This window comes from Rhodanobacter panaciterrae, from assembly GCF_014651895.1.
GTDB classification, from domain to species: Bacteria; Pseudomonadota; Gammaproteobacteria; order Xanthomonadales; family Rhodanobacteraceae; genus Rhodanobacter; species Rhodanobacter panaciterrae.
Window position 1 is genome coordinate 40,911 of the sequence record NZ_BMXT01000002.1, and the last position, 13,517, is coordinate 54,427.

At 62.1% G+C, this 13,517-nt stretch carries 16 protein-coding genes and 1 tRNA gene; 10 read left to right on the forward strand and 7 right to left on the reverse strand.

Annotation, left to right across the window (positions count from 1 at the left end; translation table 11 throughout):
• The first annotated feature begins 97 nt into the window (after positions 1–97).
• The 6 genes from IE071_RS09655 (at position 98) to IE071_RS09680 (ending at position 4,756) form a co-directional block, all read left to right on the forward strand.
• Complete coding sequence (locus IE071_RS09655) at positions 98–517, forward strand: rubrerythrin family protein (RefSeq protein WP_189441003.1); 420 nt, start codon at positions 98–100, stop codon at positions 515–517.
• Positions 518–599: 82 nt separating this feature from the next.
• The gene (locus IE071_RS09660) at positions 600–1,940 is read left to right on the forward strand and encodes a (Fe-S)-binding protein (protein WP_189441004.1); all 1,341 of its coding nucleotides are present in this window, start codon (positions 600–602) and stop codon (positions 1,938–1,940) included.
• A gap of 224 nt (positions 1,941–2,164) precedes the next feature.
• Entirely contained in the window at positions 2,165–2,746 is a 582-nt protein-coding gene (locus tag IE071_RS09665) for a DUF3501 family protein (RefSeq protein ID WP_189441005.1), read from the forward strand.
• Positions 2,743–3,348 (forward strand): hypothetical protein, encoded by a 606-nt coding sequence (locus IE071_RS09670; protein WP_229792848.1) that lies wholly within the window; start codon positions 2,743–2,745, stop codon positions 3,346–3,348. The genes IE071_RS09665 and IE071_RS09670 overlap by 4 nt, the downstream gene beginning before the upstream one ends.
• Positions 3,349–3,526: 178 nt before the next feature.
• Positions 3,527–4,456 (forward strand): DUF2971 domain-containing protein, encoded by a 930-nt coding sequence (locus IE071_RS09675; RefSeq protein ID WP_189441006.1) that lies wholly within the window; start codon positions 3,527–3,529, stop codon positions 4,454–4,456.
• Positions 4,457–4,534: 78 nt separating this feature from the next.
• On the forward strand, positions 4,535–4,756 hold the full coding sequence (locus IE071_RS09680) for a hypothetical protein (protein ID WP_189441007.1): 222 nt from the start codon (positions 4,535–4,537) through the stop codon (positions 4,754–4,756).
• Positions 4,757–4,775: 19 nt separating this feature from the next.
• On the opposite strand, the gene IE071_RS09685 is transcribed toward IE071_RS09680, so the two are convergent.
• A complete protein-coding gene (locus tag IE071_RS09685) occupies positions 4,776–5,294 on the reverse strand; it encodes an adenine phosphoribosyltransferase (protein ID WP_189441008.1) in 519 nt (172 codons plus the stop codon).
• Between the two features lie 51 nt (positions 5,295–5,345).
• Positions 5,346–5,624, reverse strand: coding sequence for a putative signal transducing protein (locus tag IE071_RS09690; protein WP_189441009.1), 279 nt, complete (start codon positions 5,622–5,624; stop codon positions 5,346–5,348).
• A gap of 161 nt (positions 5,625–5,785) precedes the next feature.
• Here IE071_RS09690 and IE071_RS09695 point away from each other — a divergent pair, with 161 nt between their 5' ends.
• From IE071_RS09695 to IE071_RS09710, 4 genes are all read left to right on the forward strand, one after another.
• A complete protein-coding gene (locus IE071_RS09695) occupies positions 5,786–7,546 on the forward strand; it encodes a glutamine--tRNA ligase/YqeY domain fusion protein (RefSeq protein WP_189441010.1) in 1,761 nt (586 codons plus the stop codon).
• Between the two features lie 12 nt (positions 7,547–7,558).
• Positions 7,559–8,116, forward strand: coding sequence for a nucleoside deaminase (locus IE071_RS09700; protein ID WP_189441011.1), 558 nt, complete (start codon positions 7,559–7,561; stop codon positions 8,114–8,116).
• A complete protein-coding gene (locus tag IE071_RS09705; RefSeq protein WP_189441767.1) occupies positions 8,113–8,829 on the forward strand; it encodes a TVP38/TMEM64 family protein in 717 nt (238 codons plus the stop codon). The genes IE071_RS09700 and IE071_RS09705 overlap by 4 nt, the downstream gene beginning before the upstream one ends.
• 155 nt (positions 8,830–8,984) lie before the next feature.
• A complete protein-coding gene (locus IE071_RS09710) occupies positions 8,985–10,889 on the forward strand; it encodes an ATP-binding response regulator (RefSeq protein ID WP_189441012.1) in 1,905 nt (634 codons plus the stop codon).
• Between the two features lie 61 nt (positions 10,890–10,950).
• On the opposite strand, the gene IE071_RS09715 is transcribed toward IE071_RS09710, so the two are convergent.
• From IE071_RS09715 to ybgF, 5 genes are all read right to left on the reverse strand, one after another.
• Positions 10,951–11,026: transfer RNA gene (locus IE071_RS09715), tRNA-Lys, on the reverse strand.
• Positions 11,027–11,090: 64 nt separating this feature from the next.
• Entirely contained in the window at positions 11,091–11,786 is a 696-nt protein-coding gene (queC, locus tag IE071_RS09720; RefSeq protein ID WP_189441013.1) for a 7-cyano-7-deazaguanine synthase QueC, read from the reverse strand.
• A gap of 27 nt (positions 11,787–11,813) precedes the next feature.
• Positions 11,814–11,948 carry a hypothetical protein gene (locus IE071_RS15935; protein WP_268244959.1) on the reverse strand — a complete coding sequence of 45 codons (135 nt, stop codon included), beginning with the start codon at positions 11,946–11,948 and terminating at the stop codon, positions 11,814–11,816.
• 16 nt (positions 11,949–11,964) lie between these two features.
• Positions 11,965–12,657, reverse strand: coding sequence for a 7-carboxy-7-deazaguanine synthase QueE (queE, locus tag IE071_RS09725; protein WP_189441014.1), 693 nt, complete (start codon positions 12,655–12,657; stop codon positions 11,965–11,967).
• A gap of 9 nt (positions 12,658–12,666) precedes the next feature.
• On the reverse strand, positions 12,667–13,515 hold the full coding sequence (gene ybgF / locus IE071_RS09730; protein ID WP_189441015.1) for a tol-pal system protein YbgF: 849 nt from the start codon (positions 13,513–13,515) through the stop codon (positions 12,667–12,669).
• Positions 13,516–13,517 lie beyond the last annotated feature (2 nt).

Sequence of the window (13,517 nt, forward strand, 5' to 3'; positions counted from 1 at the left end):
AATTTCATCGCGGACCCTCCGGGCGCTAGGCTCGGCAGGTCAAGACCGCAAGGCCGACTCGCATTTCCCTCCCAGCCACACGCCACGAGGTGATGTCATGAGCAACCTGAAAGGCTCCAAGACCGAGCAGAACCTGAAAGACGCCTTTGCCGGCGAATCGATGGCCAACCGCCGCTATCTCTACTTCGCCGCCAAGGCCGACGTGGAGGGTTACAACGATGTCTCCGCGGTGTTCCGCTCCACCGCCGAAGGCGAGACCGGCCACGCGCACGGCCATCTGGAATACCTGGAAGCCGTGGGCGATCCCGCCACCGGCCTGCCGTTCGGCGAAACCCACCTGAACCTGAAAAGCGCCATCGCCGGCGAGACCCACGAGTACACCGACATGTACCCGGGCATGCACAAGGCCGCGCGCGAAGAAGGCTTCGACGAAATCGCCGACTGGTTCGAGACCCTGGCCAAGGCCGAGCGTTCGCACGCCAACCGCTTCACCAAGGCGCTGGGCGACATGGGTTAGTCGCATATCCAATCGGGCAAGAGTGTCTTTGCGTCCAGGCGAAAAGGCACTCTTGCTTCTTCCAGCGTAGTGGAGGCCACCGATGGACCTGATCCACGAAAAGGGCGAAGGCAATCTGCAAGCACCGACCCGGCATTCGCTGGACTGGCTCAATCCTGAATTCATGGATCAGCAGGCGCTCGACGCCGAGCTGGAGCGCGTATTCAACATCTGCCACGGCTGCCGCCGCTGCGTCAGCCTGTGCCACGCCTTCCCCATCCTGTTCGACCTGATCGATGAATCCAAGACGATGGAAATCGACGGCGTCGACAAGGCCGACTATCCCAAGGTCACCGAGCAGTGCTACCTGTGCGACCTGTGCTACCAGACCAAGTGTCCGTACACGCCGCCGCATCCGTGGAACGTGGATTTTCCGCACCTGATGCTGCGCGCCAAGGCCACGCACTTCCACGAGCATGGCGCGCCGCTGTCGGCGATGATCCTGTCCAACACCCGCGCCGTCGGCAAGCTGGCCTCTATCCCGGTGGTGGTGCAGGTGATCAACGCCGCCAACCGCCATCCGGGCGCGCGCAAGCTGCTGGAAAAAACCATGGGCGTCGATGCCGACGCGCGGGTGCCCGAATACCACACACCCACCGCACGCAAGCGCCTGCGCGATCTCGACGGCAGCGGCACGGTGACGCCTGCAGGCCGCACGCGCGGCAAGGTCGCCATCTTCGCCACCTGCTACTGCGACCATTCCAATCCGGTGGTGGTCGAGGACCTCGCCGCGGTGCTGACGCACAATGCGATCCCGACGAAACTCGTCGAGCAGGAAAGCTGCTGCGGCATGCCCAAGCTGGAACTCGGCGACCTGCAGACGGTAAAGAAATACAAGGAGCGCAACATTCCGGTGCTGGCGAAGATGGCGCGCGAAGGCTGGGACTTCACCGCGGCGATTCCGTCCTGCGTGCTGATGTTCAAGCAGGAACTGCCGCTGATGTTCCCGGACGATGCCGACGTGACGCTGGTGCGCGAGCGCTTTTTCGATCCGTTCGAATACTTCGCCGAGCGCCACAAGGCCGGCCTGCTGCAGACCGACTTCAAACAGTCGCTGGGCAAGGTCGCCTGGCAGGTGCCGTGCCACCAGCGCGTGCAGAAGATCGGCCCGAAGACGCGCGACATCCTGCAGCTGGTACCGGACACCGAAGTCGTCACCATCGAGCGCTGCTCCGGCCACGACGGCACCTATGGCGTGAAGCATGCGACCTATGCGCTCTCGCGCAAACTGGCGAAACCCGTGGAGACTCGCGTCGAGCAAGCCAACCCCGACCACTTCACCAGTGACTGTCCGATGGCCGGCGGTCATATCGCCCACGGCCTCGACGACAAGCCGGCGGCGGAACATCCGCTGAGCCTGCTGCGCAAGGCGTACGGCATTTGAGGAACGCATCACGCCACTGTTTACCCCCACGACCGTCATTCCCGCGCAGGCGGGAAGTGTCTTACAACAGCGAAGCTGGTCATCGCACTTGTCATTACTCCATAGACAACCATGAATAACCAGCTTCGCTGCCATAGAGCGATTCCTGCCTTCGCAGGAATGACGACAAAGTAAAGACCTGAAGGCACACTCAGGTATCGCACCGACACCATCCTGGACGCAGCATGCAGAAGCTGACCCGCGCCGACCTGCTCACCCTCGAAGCCTATGCGCAGCAACGCAGCGAGTTCCGCACCCGCGTGATCGCACACAAGAAGAAGCGCAGCGTACATATCGGCGAACACCTCACACTGATCTTCGAGGACCGGCTGAGCGTGCAATACCAGGTGCAGGAAATGCTGCGCATCGAACGCATCTTCGAGGGCGCCGGCATCCAGGATGAGCTCGATGCCTACAATCCACTGATCCCCGACGGCGGCAACCTCAAGGCCACCTTGCTGATTGAGTACCCCCACGTCGAGCAACGCAAGCTGGAGCTGGTTCGTCTGCGCAACATCGAGCACGCCATCGTGCTGAGCGTGCAAGGGCACACACCGATTACCGCGATCGCCGACGAGGACATGGAACGCAGCAACGATGAAAAGACCGCCGCGGTGCACTTCCTGCGCTTCGAGCTCGATGCGGCGATGATCGCGAACTGGAACGCGGGCGCGCCGATCAAGATCGCCTCGACTCTGCCAGCGATGCCGATCGAAGTAACACTGACGCCCGAACAGCGCTGCATGCTCGCGGCGGATTTCGCTTGAGCCTGCGCAAACTCCTGCTTGGCGCCGTCCTGCTGCTGGTGCTGCTCGGTGCGATGTCGCACTGGCGCCATCGTCCGTTGCATCCACTGCCGGGCGTGCTCGCCCCCGATGCCCCCGAGCAGGTTGACCTCGACCATGGTGCGCAACTGCAACGCGGCGACGTCACGCTGACCACCCGCGCCCATTTCGACATCACCGCCCGCGTGCTGTCCCGCAAGGATTATTCCTGGGGCGCCGACGCCGATCTGATCCCCGAAGACCTCGCCCTCGGCTGGGGCCGCATGTCCGACAGCGATGTACTCGCAAAGATCGACATCACTCAATCCGATCGTTTCTACTACTGGCACGTGAAGGAATTTCCGATCCCGCGCCGCGAAATCGAAACCTCCAGCGCCAACATGCACATGATCCCCGCCGATGCCGGCGTGAAGCGCGAACTCGAACAGGTGCGCCAAGGCCAGATCATCCATATCGAAGGCTTCCTGGTCGACGCCAGTCGCGTCGATGGCTGGCACTGGAATACGTCGATGACACGCGAGGACACCGGTGCGGGGGCGTGCGAACTGGTTTATGTGGAGAGTCTTGGCATCGTTAAACCGTGAATCCCGTTACACCCGAAAAATCTCAGATAACAAAGCAACCCCTCCATCCATGTAGAACTCCCGGCATCGCACAAAGTCTTGTCTGACAAGGGTGTTTGCCGCTTGAACGGGCAGCAATGAAGCGCAACACCCCGGATATAGGGTCTACTAAGCGTTAGCTGCTCAACTGGACTTGATGATGACCAAGCACATCTACAAATACTTCAGCCCAAGCTTGGCTAACATCGCACTGTCGGAGAATGGAGCCACGCTCAAATGCTCATTGCCTAAGGACTTCAATGATCCATATGAGCTTTTTCTGACGGTAGATTTCAATTCTGATCCGGGGGCTCTAGCCTGCTATCAAGAGGCAATCGGCTCTATCCCTCAACTCCCCACAACTTGCTTCTCGAACTCGCCCGCCGTATCCCCGATGTGGGCTCACTACGGCTCGAACGTAACCGGATTCGCAGTTGAGTTTGATGAGGATCTACTCAAAGAGCACTTTCCTGGGAGCCAATTTGGTGACGTTGCATATCGAGATGAGGCCGATGAAGGACTCACCGAGATGCTTTACAGGGTGCATGTAATAAAGAAACCACGCTATACATATTTCCTGCAAGGTGGAGTGTTCCACGCAGCCTATTTCACCAAGACAGGAGCTTGGTCGTATGAATCTGAGCGTCGAATGGTCGCAGATGAAACTGAGGTGCGCGCATCTTCAGAACTTCTACTTTTGGACGTCCCAGAGGATTGCATAACAGCAATTATTGCCGGCGCAAGAACCAACCCGGAACTAGTAACCGAACTGCAGCAAAGAGCGACCAGTTATTCCTGCAATTTCTTCCAAATGCGGATCGGACGAACTCAAACTGCACCATATTTCCTTGATGCCTCAGGCACCCCATACGTCTTTAACGGTGAAACAATTGTTCCCGCAGCAAACACGTGTGAATCATGCAAAGAGCCCTTAGATGCTGGTAGGTCTAAGTGCTCTTGGTGTCAAATTTCAGACGAGCATCGACTGGAAGCAGCGATGGGCAACCCATATATATTACTCGACCGCGTTGGACAGCTCGACAGCTACATCCAATCCATGAACGACATTACTGAAAAGTTCGCGAAATAGCGTGGTCGTAGCTAAGAATCCATTCAAGCCGACGCCACTTCGCGGCGCAGCTTAATTCGGGCGTCAGGTACTACAAACATGCTCCATGAAATCTGGAAGTGGTTGCAGTTTAATTTTTTATTTGGCTTGATTTGTCTTGCCGCGGACCTGGTTGTTTCGCTGCCGCTTTTGCTAACCAAGTCTCTTCGAGAACGCTTCTTGCGCTCGGCCTACGAGATAGAGACGATCAGTGCTATTACATTGGTCATCGCGATTGTTGTGGTCGGTTTGTACAACCATTTTGGCGCTAGTGGTACTTGATAATTCGCCCGACCGAACCTCAGTAACGCAACAAACTGTGCAGCTGCTGACTCCCAAGCCAACGATCCCGTCCGTGCAGCGCGACCAGTTCGATGACCACACTGGCACCCACCAGCTCCCCGCCAAGCTGCTCGACCAAGGCACGTGCCGCCGCCAGCGTACCGCCGGTAGCCAGCACATCATCGACCAGTAGCACGCGCTCGCCAAGCTTCAACGCACCGCGCTGTGCTTCCAGCCGATCGCTGCCGTATTCCAGCTGATAGTCCACCGTCACCACCGGCGGCGGCAGCTTGCCGGGTTTGCGCAACGGTACGAAACCGGCGTGCAGCTTCTGCGCCAGTGCGGCGCCGAAGATGAAACCGCGCGCCTCGATGCCGCACACGGCCTGCACACCGCTGCCCTGCCATGGTTCGGCCAGCGCGTCGATGCTGCGGGCGAAGCCGCCGGCATCGGCGAGCAGCGGGGTGACGTCGCGGAACATCACGCCGGGCGTGGGGAAATCCGGCACGGCGCGGATCAGTGCAGCGAGGTCTTGCATGAAACTTCCTTGGAGATGGTGCGATCGTGGAACGGTGGTGGCTGATCTTGCTCAGCAAGGCATGAGCAGCGGGCCGTCGGACTGATCGCCAATCTCGTCGATGGCCAACCGCGCCTCGCTCAATTGGGCCTCGACCTCGCCCACGATGCCGCTGGCGAGCGCCAGGCTCGATTCGGGCACGCGCACTTCGATGTAGTTCATCGCCGGCAGCTGGCCTACTGCGCCGGTGAGGTATTCCCCCGCAATGAACGCCGGAATCCCACCGGCCTCCAGCGCATCCTTGACCAGATGGGCATCGAACAGGTTTTCGGCGCGGTAGACGGTGTGCATGGCCCGCACGCTACGCCCCGACACGGGCTTGGGGCAAGCGGCCCCACTTGAACCTCGGGCAAGCGACACCTTGTCCCACCTTGCATCTGGGGCGATCTGCGCCCGGCAGCGGTGACAGGGTAAACTTGGGCGTTTCCGCTACCGCTTGCGAGCCTTGCCTGATGTCGACTGAAAATCCCGCCGCCGCTACCGTTACTCCGACTGCGGTCGTCCACCAGGATTTCATCCGGCAAATCGTGCGCGACGACCTCGCCACGGGCAAGCATCATGCAGTGCACACACGCTTTCCGCCGGAACCGAACGGCTACCTGCACATCGGCCACGCCAAGGCGATCTGCCTGAGCTTCGGCATCGCCGGCGAGTTCAAGGGCTGGTGCAACCTGCGCCTGGACGACACCAATCCGGGCAAGGAAGACCCCGAGTTCGTCGAGGGCATCAAGGACGACGTGCGCTGGCTTGGCTTCGAATGGCACTCGCTGCGCCACGCCTCGGATTATTTCGAGGTGTTCTACCGCTCGGCGCTCAAGCTGATCGAGGACGGCGTGGCCTATGTCGACGACCTCAACGCCGAGGAAATGCGCGAGTATCGCGGCACGCTGACTACCGCCGGGCGCAACTCGCCGCATCGCGAGCGCAGCGTGGAAGAAAATCTCGACCTGTTCCGCCGCATGCGCGCGGGTGAGTTCGCCGACGGCGCAAAGACGCTGCGCGCGAAGATCGACATGAGCGCCGGCAACATCAACCTGCGCGATCCGGCGATCTACCGCATCCGTAAGATCGCCCACCAGAATACCGGCGACGCGTGGCCGATCTATCCGATGTACGACTACGCGCACTGCCTGTCCGATGCGATGGAAGGCATCACCCATTCGCTGTGCACGCTGGAGTTCGAGGATCACCGGCCGCTGTACGACTGGTTCGTCGACAAGGTCGACCTGCCGAATCATCCCGAACTGTGGCAGTCGGTGGTCGCCGCTGGCCTGGAAGCGAAGCCGGCCAAGCCGCGCCAGATCGAGTTCTCGCGGCTCAACCTCAGCTACTGCATCACCAGCAAGCGCAAGCTGGCGCAGCTGGTGAGCGAGAATTTCGTGGACGGCTGGGACGATCCGCGCATGAACACGCTGCGCGGCCTGCGCCGGCGCGGTTTCACGCCGGCCGGCTTGCGCCTGCTGATCGAGCGTGTGGGCGTGAGCAAGCAGAACAGCGTGATCGACTACGCGATCCTGGAAGGCTGTATCCGCGAGGATCTGGACGCCACCGCGGCGCGCCGCATGGCCGTGCTCGATCCGCTGAAGCTGGTGCTGACGAATTTGCCGGAAGGCCACGAGGAAACGCTGACCTTCGCGAACCATCCGAAAGACGACAGCTTCGGCACCCGCGAAGTGCCGTTTGCACGCGAGCTGTGGATCGAGCAGGACGATTTCGCCGAAGTGCCGCCGAAGGGTTTCCACCGCCTGAAGCCAGAGGGCGAAGTGCGCCTGCGCGGCGTCGGCATCATCAAGTGCGAACAGGTGATCAAGGACGCCGACGGCAAGGTGATCGAGCTGCGTTGCACGCTCGACCCGGAAACCCGCCACGGCATGCCGGGCGCGGACCGCAAGGTGAAGGGCACGATCCACTGGGTCAGCGCGAAGCATGCGGTTGCCACCGAGGTGCGTATCTACGATCGCCTGTTCAGTGTGGCCGCGCCGGACAGCGAAGAAGACGGCAAGAGCTGGCTCGACCATGTCAATCCGCAAGCCAAGCGTGTGGTGCAGACGTGGCTGGAGCCGGCGGCGGCGAACGTCGATCCGGAGCAGCGCTTCCAGTTCGAACGGCTGGGCTATTTCGTGGCCGACCGGGTCGATCATCGTGCCGACGCGCCGGTGTTCAATCGCACCGTGACCCTGCGTGACGTGTGGGCGAAACCGGCCGGCCAGTAAAAGGAGAGCATCATGCTGCCCCAGCAAATCCACCTCACCCTGCCGCCATGGATTGGCGAGGTTGCCGACGAAAGCCGGCTCTACCTCACCGATGAAGACAAGGTCGGCCTGGCAATCGAGCTGTCGAAGCACAACGTCGAGCGCAGCCACGGCGGCCCGTTCGGTGCCGCGGTGTTCAACGCGGCGGGGCGGCTGATCTCGGTCGGGGTGAATCGCGTGGTGCCGCAGACCTGCTCGGTCGCGCATGCGGAAATGATGGCGTACATGACGGCGCAGCAGCGCCTGGCGGCCTTCCGGCTCAACGAGCAGGGCGGCCACTACATCCTGGCTACCAGCGCGCAACCGTGCTGCCAGTGTTTCGGCGCCACGGTATGGGCCGGTGTCGATGAACTGCTGATCGGCGCACGCGCCGAGGACGTCGAGGAGTTAACCGAGTTCGATGAGGGCCCATTGCCGGCCGACTGGATCGGCGAGCTCCAACGCCGCAACATTGCTGTACGCCGCGACATCCTGCGCGATCAGGCATGCGCCGTACTGGCCAGCTACGGCGCCACCGGCACACCGTATTGAGTCGCTGGCGCGCCGCGCTGCCACTGATCCTGCTGGTGCTGGCCGGCATCGTGCTGTTCGCCTCCGGCTGGCTGGATCGACTGACCCCACAGCAACTGGTGGCTCACCAGAACGAATTGCACGTGCATATCGCCGAGCATCCGTGGATGAGCCGGCTGGCCTTCATCGGCTTGCTGACCCTGGCCACGTCGACTGGCCTGCCCGGCACGGTCGTGGTGATCCTCGCCGGAGGTTTCGCGTTCGGCGTGGTCGACGGCACCTTGTGTTCGTCGGCGGGACTGACGCTCGGTTCGCTGATCCTGTATCTGGCCAGCCGCTACGCGTTCGGTGCCGGCAGCCGACACCCGCCGGCGATCGTGGCGAAGCTGCACCACGGCTTCGAGCGGCATCCGGTGAGCTACACGCTGTTCCTGCGCTTCGTGCCGGTAGTCCCGTTCGGTGCGGTGACGGTGGCGCTGGCGTGGCTGCGTTGCCCGCTATGGTTATTCGTTGGCGCCAGCTGGCTCGGCGGCACCGTCGCGCTGATCTTCGAAACCTCGATCGGCGCCGGTCTCGGCGCCTCCATGAGTCAGAGCGACACGTTCGGCCTTGGCATGTTCATGCACCGCAACGTGCTGTTGCCACTGGGCGCACTCGCCCTGCTCGCGCTGCTGCCGCTGCTGATCGAACGACTCACCCGGCGGTACCGCCAGGCCGACCGACACATTGATTGAAACATGCGCCGGTGAGTATCACCGGCAGCTGCCAATCCACCCGTTTCGCGCTAGTGTTGTCCCACATCCACGTTGCCCAGAGGCGGCGTCGATGGGCGACTGAACTGTCCCCGGCGTGTCGGCGTGCGGGGTCATGCCGGGGAGGTATCGGGCAAATGGGCACGGCGACCAACTCCTGGCCTGTACGGCTATGGCAGCGCACGTCGCTGATGCAGCGACTGGCCTTCGTCGCGCTGGCGCCTACCCTGATCACGGCCGTGTTGCTGGTGACCTTGCTGACCCAGCGCCAGTTGAGCAACCTGCGTCAGATGGCGCAGAGCAATGCGGACGCCATCGCCACGCAGACCGCTTCGGTCTGCGTGCAGCCATTGCGCAATATGCAGCTGCGCGAGCTGCTGGGCATTGCCGATTCGATCGGTGACCTGCCGCATGTGACGCGCGTGCAGATCCGCACGGCCGCGGGGCAGATCCTCGCCGATCACCGTGAATCCGGTGACAGCCACAACCCGCAGGAAATCATGACAGTCGTGCACGATGTGGTCGACGGTGACCAGGCGGGGCATCCCCTGCTCGGCTCGATCCTGGTGGATGTCAGCCTGCGCGATGCGATCGCTGCACAACACGCCAGTCTGCGTCACGCACTGATCGCGCTGCTGCTGAGCCTGTTTGTCGCCGGCGTGATCGGCTGGCAAGCCGCAAGCTGGATCAGCGCGCCCCTGCGCCATCTGGCAGGTGCGGTGCAACAGCTCGGTCAGGGCGATCGGCGTGTCGCGGTGGCGGTCACTGACCGTACCGAGATCGGCGAGCTGCAGCAGGGTTTCAACCATGCGGCAGCGGCGCTGTTCGATGTGCAGCGCGGCATGGAACAGCAGATCGAGCAGGCCACGCACGAACTGGCGCAAAAGAATGCTGCGCTGGAAGCGGCCAGCGTGGCCAGGTCGCGCTTCCTCGCCGCTGCCTCGCACGACCTGCGCCAGCCGCTCTACGCGTTGACCCTGTTCTCCTCGGCACTGGCGGTGGACGAATACGATCCGCAGCGGCTGGATCGCATCGCGCATATCCAGGAATGCGTGCAGTCGCTCGATCACCTGTTCAGCGAGTTGCTCGATCTGTCGCGGCTGGAAACCGGCGCGGTCCAGGTCGAGATCAGCGAGTTCCCGCTCGATCAGGTATTCACCGAGGTTCGCCGCAATTTCGACATGGTGGCCGAGCAGCGCGGACTGCGGCTTACTAGCCGCCCTACCCGGCTATGGGTACGCAGCGATCGCACCATGCTGACCCGCATGCTCAACAACCTGGTCAGCAATGCCTTGCGCTTCACCCATCACGGTGGCGCGCTGGTGGGCGCGCGACGTGATGTTGATGGCTGCGTGCGCATCGAAGTGTGGGATACCGGCAGTGGCATCGCGCCGGAGCATCTTTCCAGCGTGTTCGACGAGTTCTACCGCATCGATGACCATGCCGATGCCGGACTCGACGACGGCTCGCATTCGGGCCTCGGCCTGGGCCTGGCCACCGTGCAGCGACTGGCGGAACTGCTGGATACTCTGGTTCAGGTGAAGTCGCGACTGGGTCGGGGCAGTGTGTTCCACTTTGAGTTGCCGATCGCCGACGCGCGCGCGGAGCTGGCCGCGCCCGATGACGACATATCGACGGATCTGGCCGGCAAACGCGTACTGGTGCTGGACAACGATCCGGCGATTCTTTCCGGCATCCGTTTCCTGCTGCGCAGCTGGGGCTGCGAAGTGGCGGTGGCCGAGGACCACCTGCAGGCACTGGAGGCGATCGAGAACTGGCCCGGGCCGGCCGACATCGTGATCTCCGACCTGAACTTGCGCGCGGGCGAACGCGGACTTGAGGTGTTTGCCGCACTCGATCGGTACTACCAGCACGATGACGCGACGCCATTCGCGCGGCTGCTGATCACCGGCGAAACCCGCATCGATCATCTGCGCGAGATCATCGCGGCGAAGATTCCGCTGCTGTACAAGCCGGTCTCGCCTCAGCAATTGCGCAGCACGATGATGTCGGTGTGGACGGCGGCCAACGGCGATAGCTGATCCTGCCCCGTTTATCCCGATCGCATGCAAAAAAAGAGCGCCCGATGGGCGCTCTGGAAACTGGTGGGTCGTCCGGGATTCGAACCCGGGACCAATAGATTAAAAGTCTACTGCTCTACCAACTGAGCTAACGACCCATCATTAAAAACTCAAGCCGACAATTTTACGGGCTGGGCGGCAACCGCACAAGCAATCATGTGCTCAGACGTACCGCGTGGGATCAGCCAGCCCTGCTTCGTGGAACCCCTGCGCGCGCAACCGACATGCATCGCAGTGACCGCAGGCACGGCCTTCATCGTCCGCCTTGTAGCAGCTGACCGTCACCGAGAAATCCACACCCAGGCGCTGGCCTTCGCGCGCGATGTCGGCCTTGCTCATGCGCATCAGCGGGGCGTGAATGCAAATGCCGGCACCTTCGACGCCGGCCTTGGTGGCCACGTTAGCCAGCGCCTCGAACGCATTGACGAAGGCGGGACGGCAATCCGGATAGCCCGAGTAATCGACCGCATTGACACCGCACCAGATGTCGCTGGAACCGAGTACCTCGGCCCAACCCAGTGCAATCGAAAGCATGATGGTGTTACGCGCCGGCACATAAGTCACCGGGATGTGGCCGTCGCCGTCGTGTGCACCGTCGTCCAGTGGCACGTCGATATCGGCAGTGAGCGCCGAACCGCCGATGCTGCGCAGATCGATACTGACCGTCTTGTGCTCAACCGCTCCAAGCATCTTCGACACACGATCGGACGCGGCCAGCTCGGAGTTATGACGCTGACCATAGGCCACGCTCAACGCATGCACCTGATAGCCCTGCTCGCGTGCCAGCGCGATAGTGACGGCCGAGTCCATGCCGCCGGAAACCAGCACGACCGCCTTGCGCAATGTGTCTTGAGACATTGATGTATTCCACTTCAGAGTGACCGGTCACCGGCCGCAAACGCCACCGGCAACACAGGCCGGCGCGTCGGTTTTCTTGTCGCTTGCGGCAACATAGCCACAGTGCGGATTTTTCTTGAAGAGTGCGGCCATGGATAGCCGCTTTTTGATCTTCGCGTTCATGGATGAACGCACAAATCTAATGACCGGCTGCGTCGTTCCACAGCAGCTTGTGCAACTGCATCTGAAAGCGCACCGGCAGCTTGTCGGCGATGATCCATTCGGCCAGCTCGCGCGGCTGCACCGCGCCGTGCACCGGCGAAAACAGCACCATGCAACGATCCGCCAGCGAGTGTTCGGCCAGCATCGCGCACGCCCATTCGTAGTCGGCGCGACTGGCGATCACGATCTTGATCTGATCGTGCGGCAATAGATGATCGAGGTTCGACCACAGGTTGCGCTTGCTTTCGCCCGAATCGGGCGCCTTCAGGTCCATCACCTTGCGCACGCGTGGATCGACCGCGACGACATCCAGCGCGCCGGAGGTTTCCAGCGATACCTCGTAACCGGCGTCGCACAGTTTCTGTAGCAGGATCAGGCAGCGCTTCTGTGCCAGCGGTTCGCCACCGGTCACGCAGACGTGCTTGGCGCCATGCGAGGCCACTTCGGCCAGGATGTCGTCGATCGCGTGCCAGTCGCCGCCGTAGAACGAATACTCGGTATCGCACCAGACGCAACGCAGCGGGCAACCGGTGAGCCGCACGAATACCGTGCGCCAGCCGATCGCATCGGCCTCGCCCTGGATCGAGTGGAATATCTCGGTAATCCGCAAGCGCTCGGCGGCAACCGCAGCCGGCGTGGTGGACGCCGTGGATGCGTCATTGCCGCTCATCACTGCGTGCTACTGCTGCAGGCGCTGCAGACGTTCCTGGGCCAGGCTGGCTGCCTTGGAACCCGGATACTTGGTGGTGACTTTCTTCAGCGTGGCCTTGGCTGCATCGACCTGCTTGAGCTCAAGCTGGCTGTAGCCAACCTTGAGCAGCGCATCGGACGCCTTGTCGCTCTGCGGAAACTGGCTGAGCAGCCGCTGGAACGATTCCTGCGCGACCTGGTAATTGGTGGTGGCGTAGTAGGACTCACCCAGCCAGTACCAGGCATTCGGCGCAAGCGCATGGTTCGGATATTGCTGGAGGAAACTGCGGAATTCGCGTGAAGCCTCCACGTAATTGCCCGCGCGAATCGCCTTGAACGCCGTGTCGTAGGCTGCCTGGGCACCGGCCGAATCGGCGGCGCCGCCAGCCGCCGCGGCGGGCTGACCAGTAGCCGCTGCGCTGCCTGCTACAGGAACGACAGTGGCACTTGCTGCGACGGGTGGAGTATTAATCTGGGCCTGCGGATTGTTGCCTGCGGCCGCGCCTGCACCGGCAGCGCCGCCCTCAAGACGTCCCAGGCGGGAGTCGAGGTCGCCGTACTGGGCTTTGTTCTTGTCCTCGATCGTCTGCAGCTGATGCTGCAATTCCTCGAGCTGACCCTGCAGCTGTTGCACCTGTGCCTGCAGCTGTTGCATCTGGTTGACCATGCCGATACCGGACTGGTCCTTGTTCTGTGCCTGCTGTTCCAGCCGCGCGACGCGATCGGCGAGACTCAGCCGCGAGTCCTGCGCGAATGCCGGAAACGCGAACAGCGTGGCGGACGCGATTGCGCCCGCCACGCTGATCCTGGCTGCAAAGCTGTTAGCCAGTCGCTTCATCT